Origin of the sequence: Thioalkalivibrio sulfidiphilus (genome assembly GCF_000377945.1) — a bacterium.
GTDB lineage: Bacteria > Pseudomonadota > Gammaproteobacteria > Ectothiorhodospirales > Ectothiorhodospiraceae > Thioalkalivibrio_A > Thioalkalivibrio_A sulfidiphilus_A.
Genome location: NZ_KB898921.1, coordinates 1 through 26,083, shown reverse-complemented (window position 1 = coordinate 26,083; position 26,083 = coordinate 1). Strand labels below are relative to the sequence as shown.

Here is a 26,083-nt window from a genome sequence, read left to right as displayed (position 1 = left end):
CAGGCGCTCAAGTCTGCTAGATTGTAACTGAATGCCTACGCAAGAGGTCCCCAGATGCCCGGAGATACCGCACCCTCCCCCAACTTCATGCAGAACGTGGCGCTGATGATCGACCACGCCCTGGACGGTCTCGATCTGCCCCCCGGCGCGGATCGCGCGCTCAAGTCCTGCGAGTCGATCCTGCAGGTGTCATTCCCCCTGCGCATTCGCGGCGAGATCCGGGTGTTCACCGGCTGGCGGGCGGTGCACAGCACCCACAAGCTGCCCGCCAAGGGCGGCCTGCGTTACTCCCCCACCCTGGACCAGGAGACCACCGAGGCCCTGGCCGCGCTGATGACCTACAAGTGCGCCCTGGTGGACGTGCCCTTCGGCGGCTCCAAGGGCGGTCTGTGCATCGACCCCAGTCAGTACGACCGGGACGAGATGGAGCAGATCACGCGCCGCTTCGCCCGCGAACTGGCACGCAAGGGTTTCCTCAGTCCCGCCACCAACGTGCCCGCCCCGGACCTGGGCACCGGGCAGCGGGAGATGGCCTGGATCATGGACACCTACAAGAACCTCTACCCGGAGGACCTCAATCACGCCGCCTGTGTCACCGGCAAGCCCATCCAGTTCGGCGGCATCCGCGGACGCGTGGAGGCCACCGGACGGGGCATCCAATACGCCCTACGTGAATTCTTCCGCCATCCCGCCGCGCTCAATGAAGCGGGCCTGTCCGGTTCCCTGGAGGGCAAGCGGGTAATCGTTCAGGGTCTCGGCAACGTGGGCTACCACCTGGCCAAGGCCCTGCAGGAGGAAGACGGGGCACTGATCACCGGTATCATTGAACAGGATGGCGCCCTGGTGAGCGATGCCGGGCTGCCCGTCGAGGAGGTACGCCAGTTCATCACCAAGACCGGCGGCGTGGAAGGCTTCCCCGGCGTGGAATTCGTCCCGCCAGGGGCCCGGGTTCTGGAGAAGGAATGCGACATCCTGGTACCCGCGGCCCTGGAGGGCGTGATCACCAGCAGCAACGCCGAGCGTATCCAGGCAAAACTCATCGCCGAGGGCGCCAATGGTCCGGTCACCTACGAGGCCGACGAGATCCTGCGCAAGCGCGGCATCATGATCCTGCCCGATGTGTTCATGAACGCCGGCGGCGTGGTGGTCTCCTATTTCGAGTGGATCAGGAACCTCTCCCACATCCGTCTCGGCCGCCTGCAACGACGCTTCGACGAGGTGCGCGGCCAGCACATGGTCTCGGCCCTGGAGCTGATGACCGGCGAACAGGTGCCGGAATGGATGCACGAGGCCCTGGTGCGCGGCGCCCACGAGACCGACCTGGTGCGTTCGGGCCTGGACGACACCATGCGCACCGCCTTCCAGGAGATCCAGGAGGCCCGCCAGAACAGCAAGTTCGACTACCGCACTGCCGCCTACCGCATCGCCATCCAGAAGATCGCCCGGGCGAACCTGGATCTGGGTGTGGTCTAGCCCGCATATCTCACCACCCTTCTACTGCGGCCACCGAAGCGCGCGCGGATCACCTCGAACATGGCGCGCAGCCCCATGGCCTCGCCGCCCTTGGGGCGGCCGGGACGACCGCGGATGTTGAAGGCCATGACGTCGAAGTGGACCCACGGCACCTTCGGGTCCACGAACTCCTGCAGGAACAGGGCAGCAGTGATCGCTCCACCGTAGGGACCGGAGCCGCAGTTGGCGATGTCCGCCACCGAGCTGTCCAGGCTGCTGCGGTAAGGTTTGTGCAGGGGCAGACGCCAGACCGGATCGCCCAGCCTCGAAGCAGCTTCCTCCACCTCCTGGTAAAGCGCCGTGTCGTCGGTGAAGGTGGCGGCGATCTCAGTGCCCACGGCCACACGGGCGGCACCGGTGAGCGTCGCGAAATCCACCAGCAGGTCCGGCTTGCGTTCACCCTCGCAGGCCTCGGTGAGCAGGTCGCAGAGCACCAGGCGTCCCTCGGCGTCGGTGTTCTCGATCTCGATGCTCAGGCCCTTGCGGGAAGTGAGCACGTCCCCCGGTCGGAAGGCATCGCCGGAGATGGCGTTCTCCACCGCGCCGATCAGCACCCGCAGACGCACGGGCAGCTTCGCGGCCATGATCATCTGCGCCAGGCCCAGCACGTGGGCGGCGCCGCCCATGTCCTTCTTCATCTGGCGCATGCCATTGGAAGGCTTGATGTCCAGGCCGCCGCTGTCGAAGCACACGCCCTTGCCGACCAGGGTCACATGGGGATGGCTGTCATCGCCCCAGTTCAGTTCCACCTTGCGGGGTGCGTGGCTGCTGGCACGGCCCACGGCATGAATGCAGGGGAAGTTTTCGCTCAGCAGGGCCTCCCCTTCCACGGTGGTGAACTTGGCGCCATGGGCATCGGCCAGCATGCGCGCCGCCTCCGCCAGGTGCTCGGGCATCATGTCCTGGGCCGGGGTATTGACCAGGTCGCGCACCAGGGCGGTGGCGTCCACGACCCGCAGCACCTCGTCCACATCCACGGCCTCCGGCAACACCAGCACTGGCGCCGGTTTGTCGGAAGCCTTGTAACGGTCGAAACGGTAGGCACCCAGACCCCAGCCGATGCAGGCCTGGGTGAGCCAGTCGCTGTCCTGTTCGGTCTCCAGGCGGTAGGCGCCCGGGCAAAGCTTGCGTGCCGCGCCCGCCACGCTCCAGACGGGCGCCTCGGTGTCCAGGCCCACTAGCACGCACTGGATACGGCCATGCTCGTCGGGCAGGGTGCAGAGCGTGTTGGGCTTGCCCTTGAAACCGTTGGCCTCCACCCAGGCCCTGACCCGTGGGGGATGGGCCTCGAGCCAGGCGGACAGGGTGTCCGGGGTCAGGGGAACCAGAGGAATCGTCTCGGCCTTGGCATCATGGCTGAAACACGCGCGCATCAGATCACCTATTCAGACATTCAGAACACAGGTTTCGGCAAGGCGTGGTGCACCTGCCGTCTCTCGCCCCACCCCTCACGTCGGCTCTCATGTTAGCATTAACGGCTTATGACAGCCCCGCAAAAATCCCTTAAAAACAATGCCCAAAGCCCTCTCGATCCGAAATCTGACCAAGACCTACCGCAATGGCTTCCAGGCGCTCAAGGGCATCGACCTGGACGTTGAGCCCGGGGATTTCTTCGCCCTGCTGGGCCCCAACGGCGCAGGCAAGTCCACCACCATCGGCATCATCGCCTCCCTGGTGAACAAGACCGGGGGTGAGGTCTCTATCTTCGGCCACGACCTGGACCGGGAGAAGGATGCCGCCAAGGCCTGCCTCGGCCTGGTGCCCCAGGAATTCAACTTCAACAGCTTCGAGCCGGTGGTGGAGATCGTGGTCAACCAGGCCGGTTATTACGGCATCCCCCGTCGCCAGGCTTATGAGAGGGCCGAGCGCTATCTCAAGGAACTGGGCCTTTGGGAAAAGCGCCACGAGACTGCACGCACCCTGTCGGGGGGTATGAAGCGCCGCCTCATGATCGCCCGGGCCCTGGTGCACGAACCGCAACTGCTGATCCTGGACGAACCCACCGCCGGGGTGGACATCGAGATCCGCCGCTCCATGTGGGCCTTCCTGCGCAAGATCAACGCCGAGGGTCGCACCATCATCCTCACCACCCACTACCTGGAAGAGGCGGAGAACCTGTGCCGTAACATCGCCATCATCGACCATGGCGAGATCGTCGAGAACACCACCATGAAGGGCCTGCTGGGCAAGCTCAACGTGGAGACCTTCGTGCTCGACCTGGCCCGCCCCCTGGCCCAGCTGCCGCAACTGCCCAGGCACACGCTGCGCTGGGTGGATGAACTCACGCTGGAGGCGGACATCCGCAAGGAGGACAGCGTCAACCAGCTGTTCACGGATCTGGCCGCCGCTGACGTGCAGGTGCTGAGCCTGCGCAACAAGACCAACCGCCTGGAGCAGCTGTTCATGAACCTGGTGAAGGAGAACCGTCCCTCATGAACCTGCGTCGCAACTGGATCGCCTTCCAGACCATCGTCATCAAGGAAGTGCTGCGCTTCATGCGCATCTGGGTGCAGACCGTGCTGCCGCCGGCCATCACCACGGCGCTCTACTTCATCATCTTCGGCGGCCTGATCGGTTCGCGCATCGGCGAGATGGACGGGCTGCGCTACATGGACTTCATCGTCCCCGGCCTGATCATGATGACCATCATCACCAACTCCTACGCCAACGTGGTGTCATCCTTCTACGGCTCCAAGTTCCAGCATCACATCGAGGAGATGCTGGTGGCGCCTATCCCCAACGCGCTCATCATCCTGGGCTTCGTGGCCGGCGGCGTGTGCCGGGGGCTCACCGTTGGCGTGGCGGTCACCCTGGTGTCGCTGCTGTTCAGTCCCTTCAGCATGCACAACCTGGGCGTGACGCTCTCGGTGGTGCTGCTCACCTCCGTGCTGTTCTCCCTGGCGGGGCTGATCAACGGCATCTACGCCAAGAGCTTCGACGACATCTCCATCATCCCCACCTTCGTGCTCACCCCGCTCACCTACCTGGGCGGCGTGTTCTACTCCATCACCATGCTGCCGGAGTTCTGGCAGGGGGTCTCACACCTCAATCCCATCCTGTACATGGTCAATGCCTTCCGCTACGGGCTGCTGGGGGTGAGCGACATCAACCTGTGGCTCTCCTACGCCATCATCCTGGGTTTCATCGCCGCGCTGTTCTCCTTCAGCCTGTACCTGCTCAACAAGGGGCATGGCATCCGCAACTGACACAGGCGCCGGATTCCAGCCCCTGGAGCCGGCGGCGCTGGAATTTCGCGACGGCACGCCCTGGTCGTCCCGCTACGGTGACGTGTACTTCAGCCACGGCCATGGCGCCGAGGAATCCCGCACCGTGTTCCTTGACGCCAACGGCCTGCCCGAGCGCTGGCTCGACCGCGATGTGTTCACCATCGCCGAGACCGGCTTTGGCACCGGGCTCAACTTCCTGCTGACCTGGGACCTGTGGCGCAGCCGGCCGGGAGCCGGCTGGCTGCACTACCTGAGCGTGGAACTGCATCCCTTCACCCGCGAGGACCTGGCCCGTCTGATCTCTGCGCTGCCGCAGGCATTGCGTCATCTGGGAGAGTCGCTGTTGGCCCAGTACCCGGCGCCGGTGCCCGGCTTTCACCGGCTGGTGTTCCCCGGGGAACGTCTGAGCCTCACCCTGATGTTCGGCGATGCCGTGGACTGCCTGCGCCAGTGCCAGGCGCAGGTGGATGCCTGGTACCTGGACGGCTTTGCCCCGGCGCGCAACCAAGCCCTGTGGCAGGAGGCGCTGTACGCGCAGCTGGCACGACTCACACCGGCGGGCGGGTCACTCGCCAGTTTCACCGCCGCCGGCCATGTGCGTCGCGGCCTGGAGAACGCGGGCTTTGACATCCAGCGCCTGCCGGGCTTTGGCCACAAGCGGGAGCGCATCCGCGGCCTGAGAAACGCACAGGCAGCGACCCCCGACCCCACCCCGCCCTGGTTCTCGAACCCGCCCCCCGCCGCACCCGCCGAACGCGAGGCGGCGGTACTCGGCGCAGGCCTTGCCGGCAGCGCCGTGGCCTTGGCGCTGGCGCGCCGGGGCTGGCAGGTCACGGTGGTGGATGGCGCGGATCAGGTCGCCGCCGGTGCCTCCGGTAACCCGGCCGGCATCCTCATGCCGCACCTGAGCGCCGATCACGGGGTGGTGAGCCGCTTCACGCTGATGGCTTCGGAGTTTTCACGCGACTGGATCGAATCCCTAGGCCTGACGGTCGAGGACCTGCCGCGGGACTGGTGCGGCGCGCTGTGGCTGGCCGACGGCAAGCGCCTGGCGCAGCGCCTGGAACGCATCCGTGAACGCCTGCCCCTGCCCCCGGAACTGATGCGGGCGGTTGATGCCGCCGAGGCCAGCGAACTGGCCGGCGTGCCGCTTGAGCTTCCGTGCCTGTTCCTGCCCCGGGCAGGCTGGGTGGACCCGGCGGCCCTGTGCCGAGCCCAGATGGCGAAGGCGGGCGTGGAACTGCGCCTGGGACGACCGGTGTCACGCCTCACCCGTGACGGACAAGACTGGCTGCTGGAAGATGAGCATGGCGTGGCGATCACACGCGCACCCCGGGTGGTGCTGGCCAACGGCGCGGGCATGCCAGGGCTGCATCCGGGCATCGAACCCAGGCCCCTGCGCGGCCAGCTGAGCGTGATTGAAGCAAGCCGCATCACGCGGGGGTTGAAAAGGGTGCTGTGTTACGAGGGCTACCTGACACCCGCAACCCGAAGCGGCCATGTCTGCGGCGCGAGCTTCGTGCGTGGTGACCGGGATACCCGGCTGCGACCCGAAGAACATGCCAGCAACCTGGCGGGTCTGCGCCGGGTCTGGCCGGACGCACTGGGGGAGTTGGACCCGCCCATGGCCGGACGGGCGGCGCTGCGCTTCAACGCCCCGGGCCGCCTGCCGCTTGCGGGGCCGCTGCCGGGCATGGTGGCCTTCGAACGCTGCTACGGGGAACTGCATCACGGCCGTCGCCCCGACAGTTATCCCGGGGCGCCCCTGCTGCCCGGCGTCTACACCAGCCTGGCCCATGGCTCGCGGGGCCTGACCACCGCCCCCCTGAGCGCCGAACTGCTGGCCTCGCTGATGCATGGCGATCCCCTGCCCCTGCCCCGTGACCTGGTGGAGGCCCTGCATCCGGCGCGGGACCGGGTCAGGGAACTCAAAAGAGCGCGGTGAGAAGCACTCTTTTGAGGATTCAAAATTCAAGATTCAAAATTCAAAGGGATAGGCATCTGCCCTTTGAATCTTGAACTTTGAATCTTGAATTCGCTTATTCGAGCCAGGGTTCTTTCTCTTCCTCGTAGGTGCCCCGGGCCTCGGCGCGCTTGTAGGCCTCGATGGTGCGCACCAGTTCCGCGTGGTTGTGCTCGGCAAGGCCCGAATGCAGGTAACGCTCCGAGGCGCTGAGCACCCGTTCCAGCTGCTTGATCCGGTAGTTGAGGTTGAGCAGACACTTGGCGAGAAAGTGGGGATCCTCGCCATGCTCGCGCATGCGCGCGGCCTCGGTCAGCGCGGCCTTGAGTTCTTCGTCGGTGGGCTTGCCCATGATGTTGCGGTTCCTGTGTGACGGTGGCGGTTGACGTTGTAGACTAATAACACAAGTTGTTAGCGCTGCCTGCCATCCGGTGCCCAAGCGGCCTGTTTACCTGACGACGGTCAAACCAGGTCGCCGGACATCACCCATACTGCGCAGAAGGCTTGACCAGAGACATTGCATAAGGAACCGGAGAACCCGATGAGCAACAGCCATACCCCGCCCCACGTGGGCGCGCAGGATCCCGAACTGCGCAACTCCCCCATCGCCATGGAGATGGACGAGGAGTCCGATGTGCTCAAGCAGGAGGTGCCGGGGGAACCCGCGTGCTACTTCAATGACATCGCCTACCAGCACGGCGATTACGTCAACAGCGGCGGCATGCTGCTGCGCTGCGACCGGGGCGTGTGGGTGCAGTCCGTGGAGGGCGTGGACTGAGACCTCAGTACCCGGCGACCTGGTAGCGGTTCTTGCCTGCCGACTTGGCCTGGTAAAGGGCCTGGTCGGCGGCCCGCATCAGGCTGTCGTGGTCCTCGCCATGGCGGGGATACAGGGCGATGCCGACGCTGGCCCCCAGCAGGCATGTCTGGCCGTTGAGCTGTATGGGCCTGGACAGCGAATCGATGATCTTCTCGGCCACCTGTATGGCCATGTCCTCCTGCTCCAGGGCCTGTAGCAGGACCACGAACTCGTCCCCGCCCATGCGCGCCACGGTGTCCACCCGGCGCACCGCGGCCCGCAGACGCTGAGCCACTTCCTTGAGCACCCGGTCCCCCGCCTCGTGGCCGTGGGTATCATTGACCGGCTTGAAATCGTCCAGATCGATGAACAACAGCGCCAGGCTGTTCTTGTCGCGGCGCGCCTGTTCGATGGCCTGTGTCAGGCGATCCCGCAACAGGGTGCGGTTGGCCAGTCCGGTGAGGTTGTCGTGCAGCGCCATGTGCCGGACCTGGGCCTCGGCCTCCTTGCGCCGGGTGATGTCGGAGAAGATGGCGATGTGGTGGCTGATGTGTCCCTCGCCATCGCGCACCACGCTGATGGACAGGTTCTGGGGATACACGCGGCCGTCCTTGCGCCGGTTCCAGATCTCCCCTTCCCAGCGCCCGTGCAACAGCACCTGTTCCCACAGGGACTGATAGAAGGCCTCGTCGTGCATGCCGGAGCTGAGCAGTCCCGGATTGCGGCCGATCACCTCGGCGGCCTCGTAGCCGGTGATGCGCGTGAAGGCCGTGTTGGCGGAGATGATGCGGTTGCCCGCATCGGTGATGAAGATCCCCTCGTTGCTGTCCTCGAACACCCGGGCGTTGAGGCGCATGGATTCCTCCAGGCGCTTGCGCGCGGTGACATTCATGGCCAGCCAGATCACCGCGGGGCGGTCGAAGACCCTGGCCCCCATGGCCATCACGCGTCCCTCGAACCACAGTGTGCCCTCGGGACCACCCTTGGGCGGGATGCTGATCTGCTCGGCGCTCAGGGCATATTCCAGGGTCTGCAGGCTCGAGGTCTCCAGGGCCTTGTGCACCACGGACAGGAAGCGGTCCGCCAGCTCCAGCGGCAGTACCTCGTGCAGGCGCTTGCCGATCAGCGCCTGACCCCGGTGATACAGCTGGCTGTCCAGGCCGCCGAAGACATCCCGGTACTGCCCCTGGTCGTCGATGATGAAGCCGATGTCCGGCAGTGCCCGGATGATGGCGTTGAGCCGCTCGTGGCTGTCGAGCAGCTGGTTGGCCAGGCGCTTGCGGTCATCGATGTCGGAGACCGTCGCCAGTATCGCCGGCCCGTCCTCCCACGCCATGGCGCTCAAATTGATGCGCACATAGCTGTGTCCCGCATCACCGGTACGGATGCGAAGCTCCGTCTCCAGCGGCCCGGAGCGGGCGGGATCGGCGATCACCCTGGACATGAGCCTCGCGAGCAGATCGCGGTCCTCGGCGACCAGGAAGTCACTCAGCTGATGAGACAGCAGGAGTTCCTCGTCATGGCCGAAGATGTCCCGGAAGCGGGGATTCACGTAACGCAGCCAGCCGTCCTGGACGATGCACGCGCCGTCGCTCAGGTTCTCCATCAGCGCCCGGTACTTGACCTCCGAGTGGCGCAGGCGCTGTCCCTGCAGGCTCAGATACCAGGCCAGCGCGCCCGTGAGCAGCGAGATCAACCAAATCAGCCCCCAGAGGCCGCCGACGGGTGTCACCGCCTGCCAGCCGCCGCTGGGTTCGGCGGCCAGTTCCCACTCGCCCCCCAGCATGGTCACCGTCTGGCGCAGGCTGTCGCGGCGAAACAGCGCCGGATCACCGTAGAAGGTCTCACCCCGGGCACCCAGACCATCCCGCCCGCGGATGGCGATGTCCATGCTGCGCTCGAAGTAACCCAGCCCGGCCGCCTCGTACAGGCGCTGCATGTCCACGGGGATGGAGACCAGGCCCCAGTAGCGGTCGTCCTCGGTCCCGGCCACGTGGGCAGGCACGAAGATAGGCGTGCGGATGATCAGGCGCAGACCGCCCTGTACCAGTTCCCAGGGACCGGCGAGCACCGTCGAGCGGCGTTCGATCATGTCCAGCACCGAAGCGGACTGCTCCGGGTGGCTCATGAGATCCAGGCCCAGGGCCGCACGGTTGCCTTCCAGGGGATGCAGATAACGGATGACGTTGTCGGGCGCAGCGGTGAAGTGGCTGATCAGCCCCGGCCTGCGTTCCATGAGCATGGAGGCGATGGCATCGAACTCCGTCTCGCCCAGGTCCGGGTTGAACATGATGTAGGTGACCAGACCGTCGGTGACGTGGATCACTGCATTGAGTTCGGATTCGAGCCGGGCACGGAGATTGCCCAGTTGGCCCACCAACTCGGTGCGGGTCTCGTCCTGGACCCGCTGCTTCCAGACCTGCAGCAGGCTGAATAGGACCAGCAGCATCAGACCGCCCGCAAGGCAACCCGCCAACAGGGACCAGCGCGAGACCTTCAACGACATGGCTCGGGTTGACACAGGGTCATGGGGGCGGGTCGGCGCCTTGGCGAGGGTTCTGGGCGGTACTCGCGAGATACCACGCTGTGACGATTCCTTGGGCAGGGAGCTATAGGGCCAATCGCGGGCCGCTGTACAGCAACTGCCCGTGCATCGACTATATCATGCCACCAGGGACCGAAAAGACGGCGCATGTCATGGCTTGTTGGAATGGTGCCCGGAGCCGGAGTCGAACCGGCACGGCAAAAGCCGGGGGATTTTAAGTCCCCTGCGTCTACCAGTTCCGCCATCCGGGCTGAATCGAAAAGGCAGGCAGACGGCATTGTAGCCGCTTGCAGCGGACCGCGCGAAAGACATCAGGGAAAAGTGGAGGCTGGGGTCGGAATCGAACCGGCGTACACGGCTTTGCAGGCCGCTGCATAACCACTCTGCCACCCAGCCGGGTGCGGGAAGAGGCGCAAATCATAGCACCCCTGTCCCGAAAACAAAAAACCTCGGCAGAACCGAGGTTTGAGAATCTGGAGCGGGAAACGAGACTCGAACTCGCGACCCCAACCTTGGCAAGGTTGTGCTCTACCAACTGAGCTATTCCCGCTTGGGAGCGCGTATTCTATGGATCCTTGCAGTTTTGTGTCAAGGGGGGATTCTTACAAGGATGAAGGATGAAGGACGAAGGATGAAGGCAAAAACGCACGGTTGACCTCATCAGGCGGCATTTACCCTGTGCAGTGCGGCGCGCAGGTACTGGATCATGGACCACAGGGTCAGGGCAGCAGCCGCGTAGAGCAGCACCAGGCCCAGGGTGTGTAGGTCATACCCCAGCACCGGCTGCTGATAGAGCAGCAGGAAGATGGCCACCATCTGCGCGGTGGTCTTCACCTTGCCCAGGCTCGAGACCGCTACCTTGCCCCGCTGACCGATCTCCGCCATCCATTCCCGCAGGGCGGAGATGGCGATCTCCCGGCCGATGATGACGATGGCCGCGGCGGCCAGCAGCACACCGCCCATCTTATCCACCAGCAGCACCAGGGCCGCGGCCACCATCAGCTTGTCCGCCACGGGATCGAGGAAGGCACCGAAGCGGGAGGTCTGGCCCAGCTTGCGCGCCAGGTACCCGTCCAGCCAGTCGGTCAGGCCGGCCAGGGCGAAGATGGCGGCGCTGGCCGGCCCGGACCAGGACACGGGCAGGTAGAACACCACCACGATCAGGGGGATGAGGGCGATGCGCAGCCAGGTGAGCAGGTTGGGTATGTTCAAGGTCATCGAGATTCAGCCTTCATGAAAGCTGTCGTAGATCTGCTGTGCCAGCTTCCGGCTGATGCCCGGGACCTTGGACAGCTCGGCCACGCCGGCCCGGCTCACGCCGCGCAGCCCGCCGAAATGCTTGAGTAACTGCTGGCGACGCTTCGGGCCCATGCCGGGGATCTGCTCCAGGGGAGAAGTGGTGCGCGCCTTGGCACGTCGCTGGCGGTGGCCAGTGATGGCGAATCGGTGCGCCTCGTCGCGGATCTGTTGGATGAGATGCAGGGCACTGGAGCCCGGCGGCAGTATAGTCGGGCGCTCGGAGTCGCTCAACACGAGGGTCTCGAGCCCCGGCTTGCGGTCCGCCCCCTTGGCCACGCCCACCACGCTCACCCCCTGGACCTGCAGTTCCTCCAGCACCTCCAGGGCCTGGCGCACCTGGCCCTTGCCGCCGTCGATGAACAGCACGTCCGGCAGGCGCCCCTCGCCCTCCTTGAGGCGCGTGTAGCGCCGCTGCAGGGCCTGGCGCATGGCGGCATAGTCATCCCCCGGGGTGATGCCCTCGATGTTGAAGCGCCGGTAGTCGGACTTCACCGGCCCCTCGGCATCGAACACCACGCAGGAGGCCACGGTGAGCTCTCCCTGGGTGTGGCTGATGTCGAAACACTCCATCCGCGAAGGCAACTCGTCCAGGTCCAGGGCCTCGGCCAGGGCCTCCAGGCGCTCGCGCATGCCGGCGCGGCTGGCGAGCCGGGTGCGCAGGGCCAGTTCCGCGTTGCGCTCGGCCATCTCCAGCCAGCGGGCGCGCTCGCCGCGCACGTTCCAGCTCAGGCCCACCGCCCTGCCCCGGCGCTGGCCGAGCACCTCCGTGAGCAGTTCGGCATCCTCCGGGGCATGGCTCAGGATGATCTCCGCGGGCACCTCGCGGCTCAGGTAATACTGGGCCAGGAAGGCGCTGATCAGTTCCTCGGCACTGGTGTCCTCGGGCACGCTGGGGAACAGGGCCTTGTTGCCCAGGTGGTGCCCGCCGCGCACGAAGAACACCTGCACGCAGGCCTGACCGGAGGCCTGGTGACAGGCGATGATGTCCACGTCGCCACCCGCGCCGCTGATGTACTGCTGCTCGGAGATCTGGCGCAGCCGGGTGATCTGGTCCCGGTAACGGGCCGCCTCCTCGAAGGCGAGCCGCTCGGAGGCCTGCTCCATGCGCACTACCAGGTCGCGGATCACCGCCTCGCTCTTGCCCTCCAGGAACTGCACCGCGTGTTCCACGTCCTGCCGGTAGGTGGCCTCGTTGACAAGCCCCACGCAGGGCGCGGTGCAGCGCCGGATCTGGTACTGCAGGCAGGGCCGGGAGCGGTTCTGGAAGAAGCTGTCCTCGCACTGGCGCACCAGGAACAGCTTCTGCAGCAGGTTCAGGGTCTCGCGCACCGCCCCCGCCGAGGGATAGGGACCGAAGTAGCGGCCGCCGGGCTTGCGCGCGCCCCGGTGGAAGGTCAGGCGCGGGAAGGCGTGGTCGGTGACCAGGATGTAGGGGTAACTCTTGTCGTCGCGCAGCAGCACGTTGTAGCGGGGCCGGTGCTCCTTGATGAGGTTGCTCTCCAGCAGCAGGGCCTCGGCCTCGGTGCGGGTGACGGTGACCTCGATGTTGTGGATCTGGCTCACCATGGAGCGGATCCGCGCGCTGCTTACGTTGCTGCGGAAATAGCTGGCGACCCGTTTCTTCAGGTCCTTGGCCTTGCCCACGTAGAGCACCTCCCCCGCTCCGCCCAGCATCCGGTACACCCCCGGACGATGGGTCAGGGTGCGCAGGAAGCTGGCGGGATCGAAGGGTGCGGCCTCGTGCTGCTCGCTCATGGACGCTGGTGTCGGTTGTCAGGCGCGCCGCTGCCGGACCTGCGGCCCGGGCAGCCGCTCGCGGATACGGGCGAACACCGCCTGGAACATCTCGGGGGTCAGGCGCCGGGTCTGGGTGTTGTAGCGGCTGCAGTGGTAGGAATCGATCAGGGTCAGGCCGTCGAGTTCATGTTCAGCGCCATGGCCGAAGCGGTACGCGCTGGCCTTGATCCCCAGGGCGCGCAGGACGGCATTGTGGGCGATGGTGCCCAGGGCCAGCACCACCGCGTCCCGGGGCAGGCCCTTGAGTTCCACGGCCAGGTAATCGTTGCAGCTCACCACCTCGCCGGTCTCCGGCTTGTTGGCCGGTGGCAGGCACTTCACCGCATTGGTGATGCGGCAATCACTGAGCACCAGCCCGTCGTCGGCGGACACCGATTCCGGGCGACTGGCGAAGCCGAAGCGGTGCAGGGTCTCGTAGAGCAGGATGCCGGCGTAGTCGCCGGTGAAGGGCCGTCCCGAGGCGTTGGCGCCGTGCATGCCCGGGGCCAGGCCGACGATCAGCAGCCGGGCTTCGGGATCACCGAAAGGCGCCACGGGGGCATTGTGATACCCGGGGTGTTTCTGGCGCAGGTCAGCCAGGAAATCGCTCAGGCGCGGGCAACGGGTGCAGTGGGGATCGAAGTGGGTTTCCATGGCGTCATGCTACCACGGCAGTGGGACCTGCCGGCCGGGGCAGAAGACCTTGGACGGACTTCTGCTAGTTGTCGCCCACTTCCCGGGAAGCGATCAGACCGTGCTGCGCGGCCAGGGTCACCAGTTGCAGGTCGTTGCTGATACCCAGCTTGCCCATCACCCGGCACTTGTAGGTGCTCACCGTCTTGGGACTGATGTTCAGGGCGGTGGCGATGGCCTGGGGTGTCTGGCCCTGGAGGATCATCAACAGGATCTGGCGTTCCCGTCCGGAGAGCTCGTCAAAGGGGTTGGCCTGGTCCCTGTCAATCCCGCCCAGGGCCAGGCGCTGTGCCACCGCCGGGCTGATGTGGCGCTCACCCTGCATGGCGCCCTGGATGGCGGCGATCATCTCCTCGATGCGGCAACCCTTGGTGAGATAGCCACTGGCGCCGGCCTCCAGCACCCAGCGGGGCACGGGACCTTCGTCCATGGCCGTGAGCACCAGCACCTTCACCGACGGCTGGGCCTCCACGATGCGCCGGGTGGCCACGAGCCCGCCGATGCCCGGCATGTTGATGTCCATGAGCACCACGTCCGGCTTGAGGCGCTTGGCCTCCAGCAGGGCCTCCTCGCCGGAGGAGGCCTCGCCCACCACCTGGATACCGGTCACGGCGGCGCGCTCATCCAGCAGGCCGCGGATGCCCATGCGAACCAGTTCGTGATCGTCCACCAGCAGGACGTCGATCATGCCCCGCCCCCCGGCGCACCCGGGGTGCGGCGGCTGGAGATTCGATGACGGTTTGCCGGGAGACGATTCACGGTCGGCGGTTCACCATTCACTGAAAGGATGTTTGACCAGGCTGGTATTGTAATAACGCGGGTCATGGGAGACCTCCTCGCCGACCCAGTCCGGTCGCTCGAAGACCTCGTCGCTGGCGGTGAGCTCGATCTCGGCCACGATCAGCCCCTCATTGCGGCCCTCGAACACGTCCACTTCCCAGACATGCCCCTGATGTTCCACGAAGTGCCGGGTCTTTTCGATCAGCGGGCCTTCGCACAGGGCCTCCAGCATGCGGCGGGCCTCTTCGGGCGGGATCGAATACTCGAACTCCTCACGCTCAACGCCCAGGGTGGCGCTCTTGATGTTGAGCCGGGCGTCCTCGTCGGTCACCCGCACACGGATGGAGGCGTGGCGATTGCCGCACAGGTAACCCTGACGAAAGTGGATGCGCCGAGAGACGCTTTTCTTCCAGCTCTCACCCACCACCAGAAACTTGCGTTCGATTTCCAGGCCCATGGATCGTCTCGTGTTGGCCGGGCCGTCGCGGTCCGGTCAGGACGGCAGACATTCTACCTGATCCGGCCAGCGGGAAACCGCTGGCCGCCAGGATCAGAAGCGCAGCAGGGCCGAACCCCAGGTGAAGCCGCCGCCGAAGGCCTCCATCATCAGCAGGTCCCCGGGGCGCACCCGCCCGTCGCGCACGGCCACGTCCAGGGCCAGGGGGATGGAGGCGGCGGAGGTATTGCCGTGTTCACCCACGGTGACCACCACCCGGTCCATGGGCATCTTCAGCTTGCGCGCGGTGGCCTGGATGATGCGGATGTTGGCCTGGTGCGGGATCAGCCAGTCGATCTCCGCCTGGTCGATGTCGTTGTATTCCAGGGTCTCGTCCACGATTCGGCCCAGGGTGTTGACCGCCACCTTGAAGACCTCGTTGCCCTTCATCTCGATGTAGGCCTCGCCCGCCAGCACCTCGCTGTAGGCGGTGGAAACCCCCTTGGGTACATGCAGCAGGTTATCGAAGCGGCCGTCGGCGTGAAGGTGGGTGGAGAGGATGCCCTGCTCCTCGCTGGCCTCCAGGACCACGGCACCGGCGCCGTCGCCGAACAGGACGCAGGTGGTGCGGTCGGTCCAGTCCACGATGCGCGACAGGGTCTCGGCACCCACCACCAGGGCACACTTCGCGCCGCCGGTGCGGATGAAGCGATCGGCCACGCCCAGGGCGTAGACGAAGCCGGTGCACACCGCCTGCACGTCGAAGGCGGCGCAGCCGTGGATCTCCAGGCGCTTCTGCAGCAGGCAGGCGGTGCTGGGGAACACGCGATCCGGGGTGGTGGTGGCGACGATGATCAGGTCGATGTCGGCGCTGCCGCGCCCGGCCATCTCCATGGCGCGGCGCGCGGCCCGCTCGGCCAGGTCGCAGGTGGTCTCCTCGGGGCCCGCCACGTGGCGCTTCTTGATGCCGGTGCGCTCCTGGATCCACTCATCCGTGGTCTCCACCATCTTTTCCAGATCGTGGTTGGTGAGGATTTTCTCCGGGAGACAGCCCCCGGTGCCGGTGATCCGGGCGTAGGTCACGATGCTTCCCTTTCCGTCAGCAGCTGTTCCAGCTGCTTGTCGATGCGTTGCGCGATGTTCTTCTCCACCTCGAGGCGGGCGATGCGGATGGCGTTTTCAAAGGAAAACGCGTCGGCACCGCCATGGCTCTTGATGACGATGCCCTGCAGGCCCAGGAGGCTGGCACCGTTGTACAGGCGCGGATCGATGCGCTTCTTTAGGTTGCCGAGTACTGGCAGGGCGAACAACGCGGCGAAGCGGCTGAACAGGTTGCGCTTGAACTCGGCGCGGATGAAGTGGGACACCATGCGCGCCACACCCTCGCTGGTCTTCAGCGAGACGTTGCCCACGAAGCCGTCGCAGACCACCACGTCCACGTCGCCGCAGAAGATGTCGTCGCCTTCCACGAAGCCGATGTAGTTGAGGTTGCTGGCCTCCAGCAGACGGCCTGCTTCCTTGATCTGGTCGCTGCCCTTGATCTCTTCCTGGCCGATGTTGAGCAGTCCCACCTTGGGGCTGGGATTGTTGTCCACGGCACTCACCAGCACCGAGCCCATCACCGCGAACTGGAACAGGTGTTCCGCGGTGCAGTCTACGTTGGCGCCCAGGTCCAGCATGTGGGTGTGGCCGTGGATGGAGGGGATGGCGGTGCTGATGGCCGGGCGGTCGATGCCGGGCAGGGTCTTGAGCACGTAGCGGGCAGTGGCCATGAGCGCGCCGGTGTTGCCGGCGCTCACGCAGGCGTGGGCCTTGCCGTCCTTGACCAGGTTGATGGCCACGCGCATGGAGGAGTCTTTCTTGTTGCGCAGGGCCTGTGCGGGCGGCTCGTCCATGCCCACCACCTGGCTGGCGTGGTGGATGCGAAGCCGCTCGGAAGACTGTCCGGGGTGGCGGGCGATCTCGGCGCCGAGCATGGATTCATCACCCACCAGCACCAGCTCGATATCGGGGTATTTGCCCAGTGCCCCGACGGCGGCCGGGACCACGACACCCGGGCCGTGATCACCGCCCATGGCGTCCAGTGCGATGGTGAAGAGTCCGCTCATTCAGTCGTCGACGATTTTCGCCTGCCCGTAAATGACGACGCGGGATGTGTCCATCCCGCGATGTCTGGTTACATCTTGCGTGAGGCGCTGAACGGGCGCCTGTGCCCCCGTTCAGCGAAGCGGCGAGGGTTTTACTCCTCGTCCTGCTCCTTGGCCTTGATCACCTGGCGCCCGCGGTAGAAACCATCGGGGCTGATGTGGTGCCGACGGTGCACTTCACCGGTGGTGGGCTCGATGGAGAGCGCAGCGTTCTTGAGCGCATCGTGGGAACGACGCATGCCGCGCTTCGAGGGGGTGGTACGGGCCTGTTGAACTGCCATGATAAAGATCTCCGTAAAGCGTTTGCTTGAACCAGTCCCCGGTCAACGTGACCGGGTTAGGGTTTGTTCTCGTCTGTCTTGAGTCCCTTCAGGACAGCGAATGGGTTGTCGACTTCGCGCCGGCTGCGGGAGATGTCCCCGTCGGCGAACTCCCGGTATCCGCCCTCGGCGCAGGGGCTGCCCTGGGGATGCAGGGACACCACCGGTAGTGCCAGCAGCAGCTCCTCTTCAAGGAGACTGTGCAGGCTCAGGCCCCGTTCCTCCACCCAGACAGCGTCCTGGTCATCGGGCAGTGCCTCCAGGGCCTTCTCATCGGCCACCAGCCGGGCCTCGAAGTCATGGTCCACCGGGTGGTCCATGCGCTCCAGACAGCGCTGGCATCGCAGATGCAGGGTGGCCCGGACATGACCTCGAACCCGGTCACCGCCGCCGGGCGCCCTGTCGAAGCGGAAACGGACACTGGCCTCCCCCTCGGTATCCACCAGTTCCCCGGCAAGCCGGGTCAGCTGTGACAGGGGCAGCGTACCCGCCACCTCGCCCGCCCTGGCAGACAGCCGGGCCGAGTCGATCCAGTCGGGCAAGGCGTCAAACATAAGCCGGCAATTTTACGCCCCGGGACAGCCCGCTGTCAAAGACGATTTTGCCTTGATTTTGCCTTGTGAATCCGGGGCTTGGCTTGAAATGCCGACGGCAAATCACGGATACTCCGGGATCACCCGGTTTTCGGGCCCCGTATTCCCAAGGTGGCGGCACCCCGTGATACGCAAGATCCTGATTGCCAACCGCGGCGAGATCGCCGTGCGCATCATCCGTGCCTGCGCCGAAATGGGGATCACCTCGGTGGCCGTGTACACCGACGCGGACCGCCACAGCCTGCATGTGAAGAAGGCCAACGAGGCCTACTCCATCGGCCCCGATTCCCTGGCCGGCTATCTCAACGTGCACCGCATGGTCAACGTGGCCCGGGCCGTGGGCTGCGATGCCATCCACCCCGGCTACGGCTTCCTGTCGGAAAACCCCCAGTTCGCCCGCACCTGCGCCCAGCGCGGGGTGCGCTTCATCGGCCCCTCGGCGGAGGTGATCCACGCCATGGGCGACAAGGTCCAGGCGCGGCGTTCCATGATCGCCGCCGGGGTGCCGGTGGTGCCCGGCAGCGAGGGCAACCTGGCCAACGTGGACGAGGCCCTGGCCCTGGCCGAGCAGATCGGCTACCCGGTGATGCTCAAGGCCACCACCGGCGGCGGCGGGCGCGGCATCCGCCGCTGCGACGACCCGGCCCAGCTGCGCAGCAACTACGAGCGGGTGCGCTCCGAGGCCACCAAGGCCTTCGGCAACACCGAGATCTTCATGGAGAAGGCCATCATCAACCCGCGCCACATCGAGGTGCAGGTGCTGGCCGACAGCCACGGCAACGCCATCCACCTGTTCGAGCGCGACTGTTCCATCCAGCGCCGTCACCAGAAGCTGGTGGAGATCGCCCCCTCCCCCCAGTTGAGCGATGCACAACGCGCCTACGTGGGCGAGCTGGCGGTGCGCGCCGCCAGGGCGGTGGGCTACGAGAACGCCGGCACGGTGGAGTTCCTCATGGATCACGAGGACAACTTCTACTTCATGGAAATGAACACCCGCCTGCAGGTGGAACACCCGGTCACCGAGATGATCACCGGCGTGGACATCGTCCAGGAACAGATCCGCATCGCCTCGGGCCTGCCCATGACCTACGCCCAGGCGCAGGTACAGCGCCGCGGCTTTGCCATCGAGTTCCGCATCAACGCCGAAGATCCCAAGAACGACTTCCTGCCGAGCTTCGGTCGCATCACCCGCTACTTCGCCCCGGGCGGCCCGGGCGTGCGCACCGATGGCGCCATCTACACCGGTTACCACATTCCGCCCCACTACGACTCCATGTGCGCCAAGCTCATCGTCTGGGCCCTGGACTGGGAAAGCCTGATCCGCCGCGCCCGCCGGGCCCTGCAGGACATCGGTGTGTTCGGCGTGAAGACCACCATCCCCTATCACCTGGAGATCCTCGGCAACGCGGAATTCCAGTCGGGGCGCTTCGACACGGGCTTCGTGGAGGCCCACCCGGAACTCACCGACTACTCGGTGCGCCGCCCGGTCCGTGAACTGGCGGCCGTGATCGCCGCCGCCATCGCCGCCCACAAGGGCCTGTAAGCCATAAGGTAACGCCATGTCCAAGATCATGATCACCGATCTCACCCTGCGCGACGGCCACCAGAGCCTGATCGCCACGCGCATGCGCACCGAGGACATGCTGCCGATATGCGAGCGCATGGACCGGATCGGCTTCTGGTCCATGGAGGTCTGGGGCGGCGCCACCTTCGACGCCTGCGTCCGCTTCCTCAAGGAAGACCCCTGGGAACGCCTGCGCAAGCTGCGCGAGGCCCTGCCCAACACCCGCCTGCAGATGTTGCTGCGCGGGCAGAACCTGTTGGGCTACCGCCACTACGCCGACGACGTGGTGCGCAGCTTCGTGGCCCGCTCCGCCGCCAACGGCATGGACGTATTCCGCATCTTCGACGCCATGAACGACACCCGCAATCTGCGCGTGTCCATCGAGGCGGTGAAGCAGGAGAACAAGCACGCCCAGGGCACCATCAGCTACACCACCAGCCCGGTGCACAACATCGCGCAGTTCGTTGCCATGGCCCGGGAGATGGTGGACATGGGCTGCGACAGCATCGCCATCAAGGACATGGCCGGCCTGCTGACCCCGTCCACCACCGCGGAACTGGTGAGCGAGCTGGTGGCGGCGGTCAAGGTACCCGTGCACCTGCACACCCACGCCACCTCGGGGCTCGCCGAGATGTGCCACCTCAAGGCCATCGAGCACGGCGTGAGCGTGATCGACACCGCCATGTCCGCCTTCGCCGGCGGCACCAGCCACGCGCCCACCGAGAGCATGGTGGCGGCCCTCAAGGGCACGGCGTACGACACCGGCCTGGACCTGGAGGCCCTGCAGGAGATCGGCTTCTACTTCCACGAGGTGCGCAAGAAGTACCGTCAGTACGAAAGCGAGTTCACCGGCATCGATACCCGTGTACAGACCACCCAGGTACCCGGCGGCATGATCTCCAACCTGGCCAACCAGCTGCGGGAACAGGGCGCCCTGGACAAGATGAACCAGGTGATGAAGGAGATCCCCCGGGTGCGCGAGGACCTGGGCTACCCGCCCCTGGTCACCCCCACCTCCCAGATCGTGGGCACCCAGGCGGTGATGAACGTGCTCACCGGCGAGCGCTACAAGACCATCACCAACGAGGTGAAGCTCTACCTCCAGGGCCGCTACGGCCGCACCCTGGGCACGGTGAACGCGGTGGTGCGCCAGAAGGCCATCGGCAACGCCGAGGTGATCGACTGCCGCCCTGCCGACCTGCTGGAGGACGAACTGGATAACCTGCGCGAGCAGGCCGGCGAGCTGGCCCAGAGCGAGGAGGACGTGCTGATCTACGCCATGTTCCCCGAGGTGGGCCGGGAGTTCCTGCAGCAGCGCCGCGACGGCCACCTGGTGCCCGAACCCCTACTGCCTGCCAACGGCGGCAAGAAGGAGGAACAGGCCGCGCCGGTGGAATTCCGCGTCACCCTGCACGGCGAGACCTACCACATCAAGGTCACCGGCACCGGCCACAAGCGCGAGGACATGCGCCCCTTCTACGTCACCGTGGATGGCATGCCCGAAGAGATCCAGGTGGAGACCCTGGATGAACTGCTGGTGTCCGCCGAGGGCGGCGACACCGCCCAGCCCCGCCCCCGCGGCAAGGGCAGCCAGCGCCCCCGGGCCACCAAGCCCGGACACGTGAGCACCTCCATGCCCGGCAGCATCACCGACGTGTTGGTCAAGGAAGGCGAGACGGTCAAGGCCGGCGACGCGGTGCTGGTACTCGAGGCCATGAAGATGGAGACCGAGGTACAGGCCCCGGTGGACGGCACCGTCAAGGCGGTGCACGTGGCCAAGGGCGACAGCGTCAACCCGGACGAGACCCTGGTGGAGATCGAGTGAGCCCCCTGATCCTCGGTTCCTCCTCGCCGTTTCGACGGGAACTGCTGGAGCGCCTGCAACTGCCGTTTCAGTGCCACTCGCCCGAGGTGGACGAAACCCCCCTGCCCGACGAATCCCCCGCCGACCTGGTGGCCCGGCTTGCCCGGGACAAGGCCCGGGCCGTGGCCATGCACCACCCCGAGGCCCTGATCATCGGCTCCGACCAGGTGGCGGAGCTGGACGGTCGTATCCTGGGCAAGCCCGGCAGCCACGAGCGGGCCGTGGTGCAACTGCGCGCCGCCTCGGGCCGCTCCGTGGTGTTTCACACTGGCCTGTGCCTGTTCAACGCACACACCGGCCGTGCCCAGATCCACACCGTGCCGTTCACCGTGCACTTTCGCACCCTGGACTCGGCCATGATCGAGGACTACCTGCGCCGGGAGCAGCCCTACGGCTGCGCCGGCAGCTTCAAGTCCGAGGGCCTGGGCATCGCCCTGTTCCAGCGCATGGAGGGCGATGATCCCACCGCCCTGATCGGCCTGCCACTGATCACCCTGGTAAGCATGCTGCGGGAGGAAGGCGTGGCGGTATTGGGCGGGAAGGCCTCGGCCTATTAAGGCGGCCCTTTAACCCGCATATTTCACCGGTCCCGGTGAAATATGCGGGTTAATTCACTCACCTTGCCACCTATGGTGAATCGTAGGCCGGACAAAGCGCAGCGGTGTCCGGCACAAGCTGCCCGATACCGCTTGCGCTCTATCGGGCCTACGGAGCTTGCGCGATGGTCTCGTTATTCAAGGCCGGGTTAATAATAACCCCACCCTACGCCCCTCCAACGCAAACGGGCCGCCCAAAGGGCGGCCCGTTTGCGTGTCCATACTGTTTGCGCCTCAGCGGCCCGGGATGCGGAAATGGATCAGATGGGGGTCACCGTCCTCCACCGGACGGCCCAGGCTGATCACGCCCTCGCCCACCAGGGGGAACTCCTCACCGTTGAGCAGGCAGACCTGGTCATTGCCCTTGAGCTGCACATAGGTGCCATTGGTACTCTGGTCAATGACCACGAACTTGCCCTTGCGGTAGATGAATCGGGCATGGTGCCGGGAGGCCACGGGTACCGCGACCACCAGATCGCAGTCCAGGTTGCGGCCCACCACGAACACCCGGGAGCTTGCCGTGAACCAGTGCTCGACACCCTCATAGCTCAAGGAGAGTCGCGCGCTGAGGTCATACATGGCCCGCACGCGCTCTGCGCTGATCTGCTGGGTCGGTGAAGCCTCGTTGTAACCGTCGTCGGAGGACTGCATGAAGTGTTTCATCGTTTGGCCTACCTCAGTTGCTCACTGAGATAGAGTATGCGCGCGGATAAAGGCCATTTTCTGTGAACTTAAGCAGAAAAAATCGGCCAAGTGATCAAGAACATGCGTTTGCAACGTTCTTTCTGATAAACCTCTCGGAATCTTTACACGCAAACCCAAGGGAGGCAATCCTCATGTCCAAGAACGCGGTTGGCATCATCGGCACGGGCAACGTCGGCATTGCCGCGGCCTATGCCCTGTTTCAGCGCCAGATCGCCAGCAGCCTGGTGCTGGTGGACAAGGACCCCCGCCGGGCTGAGGGCGAGGCCATGGACCTGATGCACGGCCAGGCCCTGGTGGGCCGGGTGACGGTGCGCGCCGGCGACTACGCGGACCTGGCCGGCTGCCGGGTGATCGTGATCTGCGCGGGCGTCGGCCAGAAGCCCGGTGAGACCCGCCTGGACCTGCTCAATCGCAACGCGGCGGTGTTCCGGGAGATCGCCGAACAGCTGGATCGCCACGCCCCGGAGGCGGTGCTGGTGATCGCCACCAACCCGGTGGACATCCTCACCACCGTGATGCAGCGCCTGAGCAAGCGCCCGCCGGAGGCGGTGATCGGCACCGGCACCATGCTGGACACCTCCCGCTTCCGCGCCCTGCTGGGGGAACACTACGACGTGAATCCCCGCTCCGTGCATGCCTATATCCTGGGCGAGCACGGCGATTCCGAGGTGGCCATCTGGAGCAGCGCCAGCATCGGCGGCCTGCCCATCATGGGCAACGAGATCAGCTGCAAGCCCTTCGACGCCGCGGCCATGGAACGCATCTTCCAGCAGGTACGCGGCGCCGCCTACGACATCATCGCCCGCAAAGGCTACACCAACACCGCCATCGGCCTGGTGATCGCCTACCTGGTTCGGGTGATCCTGGAGGACCAGAAGAGCGTCCTGCCCGTGAGCGTGGACCCGGCCGGAACCTACGGCATCGAGCCGGGGCTGTGCCTGAGCATCCCCTGCGTGGTGGGCGCCCGGGGCGTGGAATGCCGGGTACCGCCGGAGGTCTCGGTTGAGGAACGGGATGGACTGCATGCCTCGGCCGCCGTACTGCGGGAGAGCCTGGAGGGGATGGAGATCTAGTGGCAAGTCTCAAGTGGCTAGTGGCAAGGAACACCACCCTCACCCCGACCCTCTCCCTGAGGGAGAGGGAGAAGACAGGGTGTACTCCCTCCCCCGCAACGCGGGGGAGGGCTGGGGTGGGGGCCCCTTGCCACTAGCCACTTGAGACTAGCCACTGCCTTCCCCTATCCTTCCGCCCGCCTTATAGTCCGACCCCCTTCTGGAGACACCCAACCATGTCCCACACCCCTGGTGTGAATCCGGGCCTGCGCGAACGCGCCGGGCGCTGGATCGAATCCGGCCCGGTGCAGCGGGTCATCGTCGCCCTGATCCTGATCAACGCCGCCATCCTGGGCCTGGAGACCGACCCTGACATCATGGCCCGTATCGGCGACTGGCTGATCGGCGCCGACCGGGTGATCCTGGGCGTGTTCGTGGTGGAGATCCTGATCAAGCTCTACGCCCAGGGCCTGCGCTTCTTCCGCAATCCCTGGAACGTGTTCGACTTCTTCGTGGTGGGCATCGCCCTGTTCCCGGCCTCGGGTCCTTTCGCGGTCCTGCGTATCCTGCGTCTGCTGCGCTTGGTGTCCATGGTCCCCAAGCTGCGCTTCGTGGTGGAGGCCCTGCTGCGGGCGATCCCGGGCATCGCCTCCATCTTCGGCCTGCTGATCATCCTGTTCTACGTGTTCGCGGTCATCGCCACCAACCTGTTCGCCGAGCAGCACCCGGACTGGTTCGGATCAATCGGCCGTTCCATGTACACCCTCTTCCAGGTCATGACCCTGGAAAGCTGGTCCATGGGCATCGCCCGGCCGGTGATGGAGACCCATCCCTACGCCTGGGTGTTCTTCGTGCCCTTCATCCTGGTGGCCACCTTCACCATCCTCAACCTGTTTATCGCCATCATCGTCAACACCATGCAGACCCTGGCCGAGGAGCAGCAGCGTTTCGAGGAAAAGACCATCACCACGGTGGTGCACGCCGAGAGCGAACAGCTGCACCAGGACCTGACCCGGGTGGAGAGCGAGAACCAGCAGCTGCACCAGGACCTGCGCGCCCTGCGCGAGGAGATTCGGGCCCTGCGGGAAGAACTGCGCAGGCCCGGATAGGCAGCCCAGGCCATGTGCCCGGTCGTAATGCCCCTACGATTCGCAGGCGCGCCGGGCTACACTCCCTGTAGAGCCAACACAGGAGCGTCCCCATGAGCACACTGGACCAGATCAGAGAAGGCTTCGGCCATGCCCTCGACACCCTGAGCCGCGGCTGGCATCAGCTGCGCGAACGCGCCGGCAGCGCGCTGACCCGCTTCCACCCCAGCTCCGCCGAAGGTCCTGTGGAGAGCGTCGAGGCCGGCGTGGCCCGCAACGCGGCCCGCTGGGGCCTGCTGGCCTCGGAGGTGCGCGAGACCGATGACGCACTCATCATCGGCCTGGAGATCCCCGGCATGGAGTCCAAGGACTTCGAGATCCAGGTGGTGGATGATCACCTGGTGGTCAGCGGCGAGAAGCACCTTGAACGGGAACAGGCCCGGGGCCGTTTCTACGTGATGGAGCGGGCCTACGGGCGCTTCGAGCGGGTGGTCCCCCTGCCCATCCCCGTGGATTCCCAGGGCGCCAGGGCCAAGTACCACAACGGTGTGCTCACCGTGACCCTGCCCAAGAACCTGCGCGCCCTCGGCCGGCGCATCCCCGTCCAGGGAGCCTGACATGAGCGACGACAGCCCCATCATCAACGGCAACACCTACGCGGGTCCTGAGCGCCGCTCCGGCAAGGACCGGCGTTCCGGCAAGGACCGGCGTGAGATGGTGCGCTTTGAGCCGGAGAAGGATCCGCGCCGCTCCGGCAAGGACCGGCGGCAGAAGCAGGATGATCTCTGGGAGCGGAGGGACTTTTAGGAAGTGGGAAGGGTGAATTGGGAAGTGGGAATTGAACCCAGATTGTCCATTAGCCGGCATGCAGCCCATGAATGACGGGCGGGGCGGATGCATTGGCCCAGAGACCCGCGAACCAAGCACGTTTTCGACGGGGTACGGATAGCATCAGCTTGTTCTGTTTGACATCCGGGTGCCAAGAGCCGCCGATGGCCAACACCAGGCCATGCAGAGTGGAGAGGGTATGCTGGATTCGGGAACGCAACACGGCCTGACGAAACAGGCTCATCAAGTTGTAGGCCAGCATCGCAAAGCCCAAGGCGGCTTCCGTCGCCCAGAAG

The 26,083-nt window shown here is 65.7% G+C and carries 26 protein-coding genes and 3 tRNA genes; 12 read left to right on the top strand and 17 right to left on the bottom strand.

What is annotated here, in order from left to right; all coding sequences use genetic code 11:
- The first annotated feature begins 54 nt into the window (after nucleotides 1-54).
- Nucleotides 55-1,473 carry a Glu/Leu/Phe/Val family dehydrogenase gene (locus tag D580_RS0100145; RefSeq protein WP_038042878.1) on the top strand — a complete coding sequence of 473 codons (1,419 nt, stop codon included), beginning with the start codon at nucleotides 55-57 and terminating at the stop codon, nucleotides 1,471-1,473.
- On the opposite strand, the gene D580_RS0100140 is transcribed toward D580_RS0100145, so the two are convergent.
- Nucleotides 1,470-2,885, bottom strand: coding sequence for a leucyl aminopeptidase family protein (locus D580_RS0100140; RefSeq protein WP_018952414.1), 1,416 nt, complete (start codon nucleotides 2,883-2,885; stop codon nucleotides 1,470-1,472). The genes D580_RS0100145 and D580_RS0100140 overlap by 4 nt on opposite strands.
- 139 nt (nucleotides 2,886-3,024) lie before the next feature.
- Between D580_RS0100140 and D580_RS0100135 the strand changes: the two genes are divergently transcribed.
- Genes D580_RS0100135 through mnmC form a run of 3 tightly spaced genes read left to right on the top strand, consistent with a single transcriptional unit; the run spans nucleotide 3,025 to nucleotide 6,684 of the window.
- Nucleotides 3,025-3,948: an ABC transporter ATP-binding protein gene (locus tag D580_RS0100135; protein ID WP_018952413.1), complete on the top strand. Its 924-nt coding sequence runs from the start codon at nucleotides 3,025-3,027 to the stop codon at nucleotides 3,946-3,948.
- Nucleotides 3,945-4,718: an ABC transporter permease gene (locus tag D580_RS0100130; protein ID WP_018952412.1), complete on the top strand. Its 774-nt coding sequence runs from the start codon at nucleotides 3,945-3,947 to the stop codon at nucleotides 4,716-4,718. Before D580_RS0100135 ends, D580_RS0100130 begins: the two co-directional genes overlap by 4 nt.
- The gene (gene mnmC, locus D580_RS0100125; RefSeq protein WP_018952411.1) at nucleotides 4,702-6,684 is read left to right on the top strand and encodes a bifunctional tRNA (5-methylaminomethyl-2-thiouridine)(34)-methyltransferase MnmD/FAD-dependent 5-carboxymethylaminomethyl-2-thiouridine(34) oxidoreductase MnmC; all 1,983 of its coding nucleotides are present in this window, start codon (nucleotides 4,702-4,704) and stop codon (nucleotides 6,682-6,684) included. The genes D580_RS0100130 and mnmC overlap by 17 nt, the downstream gene beginning before the upstream one ends.
- Before the next feature lie 94 nt (nucleotides 6,685-6,778).
- Here the strand turns inward: mnmC and D580_RS0100120 are convergent, their stop codons facing one another.
- Nucleotides 6,779-7,054, bottom strand: a complete 276-nt coding sequence (locus tag D580_RS0100120) for a hypothetical protein (protein ID WP_018952410.1) — start codon at nucleotides 7,052-7,054, stop codon at nucleotides 6,779-6,781.
- 189 nt (nucleotides 7,055-7,243) lie between these two features.
- Here D580_RS0100120 and D580_RS0100115 point away from each other — a divergent pair, with 189 nt between their 5' ends.
- The gene (locus D580_RS0100115; RefSeq protein ID WP_018952409.1) at nucleotides 7,244-7,480 is read left to right on the top strand and encodes a DUF1496 domain-containing protein; all 237 of its coding nucleotides are present in this window, start codon (nucleotides 7,244-7,246) and stop codon (nucleotides 7,478-7,480) included.
- 4 nt (nucleotides 7,481-7,484) lie between these two features.
- Here D580_RS0100115 and D580_RS0100110 read toward each other — a convergent pair whose 3' ends face one another.
- The 13 genes from D580_RS0100110 to D580_RS0100050 all read right to left on the bottom strand — a co-directional run bounded on the left by D580_RS0100110 (nucleotide 7,485) and on the right by D580_RS0100050 (nucleotide 18,051).
- Complete coding sequence (locus D580_RS0100110) at nucleotides 7,485-10,007, bottom strand: diguanylate cyclase domain-containing protein (RefSeq protein ID WP_231363460.1); 2,523 nt, start codon at nucleotides 10,005-10,007, stop codon at nucleotides 7,485-7,487.
- Nucleotides 10,008-10,212: 205 nt separating this feature from the next.
- A tRNA-Leu gene (locus D580_RS0100105) sits at nucleotides 10,213-10,297 on the bottom strand.
- Nucleotides 10,298-10,368: 71 nt separating this feature from the next.
- Nucleotides 10,369-10,442, bottom strand: a tRNA-Cys gene (locus D580_RS0100100).
- Between the two features lie 78 nt (nucleotides 10,443-10,520).
- A tRNA-Gly gene (locus D580_RS0100095) sits at nucleotides 10,521-10,596 on the bottom strand.
- A 110-nt stretch (nucleotides 10,597-10,706) separates the two neighbouring features.
- Nucleotides 10,707-11,264 carry a CDP-diacylglycerol--glycerol-3-phosphate 3-phosphatidyltransferase gene (gene pgsA, locus D580_RS0100090; protein WP_018952407.1) on the bottom strand — a complete coding sequence of 186 codons (558 nt, stop codon included), beginning with the start codon at nucleotides 11,262-11,264 and terminating at the stop codon, nucleotides 10,707-10,709.
- A 6-nt stretch (nucleotides 11,265-11,270) separates the two neighbouring features.
- A complete protein-coding gene (gene uvrC, locus D580_RS0100085; RefSeq protein WP_018952406.1) occupies nucleotides 11,271-13,100 on the bottom strand; it encodes an excinuclease ABC subunit UvrC in 1,830 nt (609 codons plus the stop codon).
- Between the two features lie 18 nt (nucleotides 13,101-13,118).
- Nucleotides 13,119-13,775: a uracil-DNA glycosylase gene (locus tag D580_RS0100080; protein WP_018952405.1), complete on the bottom strand. Its 657-nt coding sequence runs from the start codon at nucleotides 13,773-13,775 to the stop codon at nucleotides 13,119-13,121.
- Nucleotides 13,776-13,839: 64 nt separating this feature from the next.
- Complete coding sequence (locus D580_RS0100075; protein WP_018952404.1) at nucleotides 13,840-14,502, bottom strand: response regulator; 663 nt, start codon at nucleotides 14,500-14,502, stop codon at nucleotides 13,840-13,842.
- An 81-nt stretch (nucleotides 14,503-14,583) separates the two neighbouring features.
- Nucleotides 14,584-15,051: a CYTH domain-containing protein gene (locus tag D580_RS0100070; RefSeq protein WP_018952403.1), complete on the bottom strand. Its 468-nt coding sequence runs from the start codon at nucleotides 15,049-15,051 to the stop codon at nucleotides 14,584-14,586.
- Between the two features lie 93 nt (nucleotides 15,052-15,144).
- Nucleotides 15,145-16,113, bottom strand: coding sequence for a beta-ketoacyl-ACP synthase III (locus tag D580_RS0100065; RefSeq protein ID WP_018952402.1), 969 nt, complete (start codon nucleotides 16,111-16,113; stop codon nucleotides 15,145-15,147).
- Complete coding sequence (gene plsX / locus D580_RS0100060) at nucleotides 16,110-17,138, bottom strand: phosphate acyltransferase PlsX (RefSeq protein WP_018952401.1); 1,029 nt, start codon at nucleotides 17,136-17,138, stop codon at nucleotides 16,110-16,112. The genes D580_RS0100065 and plsX overlap by 4 nt, the downstream gene beginning before the upstream one ends.
- 131 nt (nucleotides 17,139-17,269) lie before the next feature.
- A complete protein-coding gene (gene rpmF, locus D580_RS0100055; RefSeq protein ID WP_012638473.1) occupies nucleotides 17,270-17,458 on the bottom strand; it encodes a 50S ribosomal protein L32 in 189 nt (62 codons plus the stop codon).
- Nucleotides 17,459-17,514: 56 nt separating this feature from the next.
- Nucleotides 17,515-18,051: a YceD family protein gene (locus D580_RS0100050; protein ID WP_018952400.1), complete on the bottom strand. Its 537-nt coding sequence runs from the start codon at nucleotides 18,049-18,051 to the stop codon at nucleotides 17,515-17,517.
- A gap of 163 nt (nucleotides 18,052-18,214) precedes the next feature.
- On the opposite strand from D580_RS0100050, the gene D580_RS0100045 reads away from it, so the two are divergent.
- From D580_RS0100045 to D580_RS0100035, 3 genes are read left to right on the top strand one after another with little or no spacing between them, the layout of a single operon-like run.
- Nucleotides 18,215-19,633, top strand: a complete 1,419-nt coding sequence (locus D580_RS0100045; protein WP_018952399.1) for an acetyl-CoA carboxylase biotin carboxylase subunit — start codon at nucleotides 18,215-18,217, stop codon at nucleotides 19,631-19,633.
- Between the two features lie 16 nt (nucleotides 19,634-19,649).
- Complete coding sequence (gene oadA, locus D580_RS0100040) at nucleotides 19,650-21,479, top strand: sodium-extruding oxaloacetate decarboxylase subunit alpha (protein WP_018952398.1); 1,830 nt, start codon at nucleotides 19,650-19,652, stop codon at nucleotides 21,477-21,479.
- Nucleotides 21,476-22,075, top strand: coding sequence for a Maf family protein (locus D580_RS0100035; RefSeq protein ID WP_018952397.1), 600 nt, complete (start codon nucleotides 21,476-21,478; stop codon nucleotides 22,073-22,075). Before oadA ends, D580_RS0100035 begins: the two co-directional genes overlap by 4 nt.
- 273 nt (nucleotides 22,076-22,348) lie before the next feature.
- Here the strand turns inward: D580_RS0100035 and D580_RS0100030 are convergent, their stop codons facing one another.
- The gene (locus D580_RS0100030) at nucleotides 22,349-22,765 is read right to left on the bottom strand and encodes an FHA domain-containing protein (RefSeq protein WP_231363459.1); all 417 of its coding nucleotides are present in this window, start codon (nucleotides 22,763-22,765) and stop codon (nucleotides 22,349-22,351) included.
- A gap of 185 nt (nucleotides 22,766-22,950) precedes the next feature.
- On the opposite strand from D580_RS0100030, the gene D580_RS0100025 reads away from it, so the two are divergent.
- From D580_RS0100025 to D580_RS0100010, 4 genes are all read left to right on the top strand, one after another.
- On the top strand, nucleotides 22,951-23,892 hold the full coding sequence (locus tag D580_RS0100025; protein ID WP_018952395.1) for an L-lactate dehydrogenase: 942 nt from the start codon (nucleotides 22,951-22,953) through the stop codon (nucleotides 23,890-23,892).
- A gap of 215 nt (nucleotides 23,893-24,107) precedes the next feature.
- Entirely contained in the window at nucleotides 24,108-24,980 is an 873-nt protein-coding gene (locus D580_RS0100020; protein WP_018952394.1) for an ion transporter, read from the top strand.
- Nucleotides 24,981-25,072: 92 nt separating this feature from the next.
- Nucleotides 25,073-25,576: an Hsp20/alpha crystallin family protein gene (locus tag D580_RS0100015; RefSeq protein WP_018952393.1), complete on the top strand. Its 504-nt coding sequence runs from the start codon at nucleotides 25,073-25,075 to the stop codon at nucleotides 25,574-25,576.
- Between the two features lies 1 nt (nucleotide 25,577).
- Nucleotides 25,578-25,766: a hypothetical protein gene (locus D580_RS0100010; RefSeq protein ID WP_012638482.1), complete on the top strand. Its 189-nt coding sequence runs from the start codon at nucleotides 25,578-25,580 to the stop codon at nucleotides 25,764-25,766.
- Between the two features lie 49 nt (nucleotides 25,767-25,815).
- On the opposite strand, the gene D580_RS16635 is transcribed toward D580_RS0100010, so the two are convergent.
- Nucleotides 25,816-26,083, bottom strand: a 268-nt coding sequence (locus D580_RS16635) for a hypothetical protein (protein WP_018952392.1), incomplete at its 5' end; no start/stop codon positions are given.

Excerpts from the sequence above, each read along its gene's own strand:
- D580_RS0100145 (WP_038042878.1), top strand. The coding sequence starts at position 55 with ATGCCCGGAGATACCGCACCCTCCCCCAACTTCATGCAGAACGTGGCG.
- D580_RS0100140 (WP_018952414.1), bottom strand. The coding sequence starts at position 2,885 with ATGCGCGCGTGTTTCAGCCATGATGCCAAGGCCGAGACGATTCCTCTG.
- D580_RS0100135 (WP_018952413.1), top strand. The coding sequence starts at position 3,025 with ATGCCCAAAGCCCTCTCGATCCGAAATCTGACCAAGACCTACCGCAAT.
- D580_RS0100130 (WP_018952412.1), top strand. The coding sequence starts at position 3,945 with ATGAACCTGCGTCGCAACTGGATCGCCTTCCAGACCATCGTCATCAAG.
- mnmC (WP_018952411.1), top strand. The coding sequence starts at position 4,702 with ATGGCATCCGCAACTGACACAGGCGCCGGATTCCAGCCCCTGGAGCCG.
- D580_RS0100120 (WP_018952410.1), bottom strand. The coding sequence starts at position 7,054 with ATGGGCAAGCCCACCGACGAAGAACTCAAGGCCGCGCTGACCGAGGCC.
- D580_RS0100115 (WP_018952409.1), top strand. The coding sequence starts at position 7,244 with ATGAGCAACAGCCATACCCCGCCCCACGTGGGCGCGCAGGATCCCGAA.
- D580_RS0100110 (WP_231363460.1), bottom strand. The coding sequence starts at position 10,007 with ATGTCGTTGAAGGTCTCGCGCTGGTCCCTGTTGGCGGGTTGCCTTGCG.
- pgsA (WP_018952407.1), bottom strand. The coding sequence starts at position 11,264 with ATGACCTTGAACATACCCAACCTGCTCACCTGGCTGCGCATCGCCCTC.
- uvrC (WP_018952406.1), bottom strand. The coding sequence starts at position 13,100 with ATGAGCGAGCAGCACGAGGCCGCACCCTTCGATCCCGCCAGCTTCCTG.
- D580_RS0100080 (WP_018952405.1), bottom strand. The coding sequence starts at position 13,775 with ATGGAAACCCACTTCGATCCCCACTGCACCCGTTGCCCGCGCCTGAGC.
- D580_RS0100075 (WP_018952404.1), bottom strand. The coding sequence starts at position 14,502 with ATGATCGACGTCCTGCTGGTGGACGATCACGAACTGGTTCGCATGGGC.
- D580_RS0100070 (WP_018952403.1), bottom strand. The coding sequence starts at position 15,051 with ATGGGCCTGGAAATCGAACGCAAGTTTCTGGTGGTGGGTGAGAGCTGG.
- plsX (WP_018952401.1), bottom strand. The coding sequence starts at position 17,138 with ATGAGCGGACTCTTCACCATCGCACTGGACGCCATGGGCGGTGATCAC.
- rpmF (WP_012638473.1), bottom strand. The coding sequence starts at position 17,458 with ATGGCAGTTCAACAGGCCCGTACCACCCCCTCGAAGCGCGGCATGCGT.
- D580_RS0100050 (WP_018952400.1), bottom strand. The coding sequence starts at position 18,051 with ATGTTTGACGCCTTGCCCGACTGGATCGACTCGGCCCGGCTGTCTGCC.
- oadA (WP_018952398.1), top strand. The coding sequence starts at position 19,650 with ATGTCCAAGATCATGATCACCGATCTCACCCTGCGCGACGGCCACCAG.
- D580_RS0100030 (WP_231363459.1), bottom strand. The coding sequence starts at position 22,765 with ATGCAGTCCTCCGACGACGGTTACAACGAGGCTTCACCGACCCAGCAG.
- D580_RS0100025 (WP_018952395.1), top strand. The coding sequence starts at position 22,951 with ATGTCCAAGAACGCGGTTGGCATCATCGGCACGGGCAACGTCGGCATT.
- D580_RS0100020 (WP_018952394.1), top strand. The coding sequence starts at position 24,108 with ATGTCCCACACCCCTGGTGTGAATCCGGGCCTGCGCGAACGCGCCGGG.
- D580_RS0100015 (WP_018952393.1), top strand. The coding sequence starts at position 25,073 with ATGAGCACACTGGACCAGATCAGAGAAGGCTTCGGCCATGCCCTCGAC.
- D580_RS0100010 (WP_012638482.1), top strand. The coding sequence starts at position 25,578 with ATGAGCGACGACAGCCCCATCATCAACGGCAACACCTACGCGGGTCCT.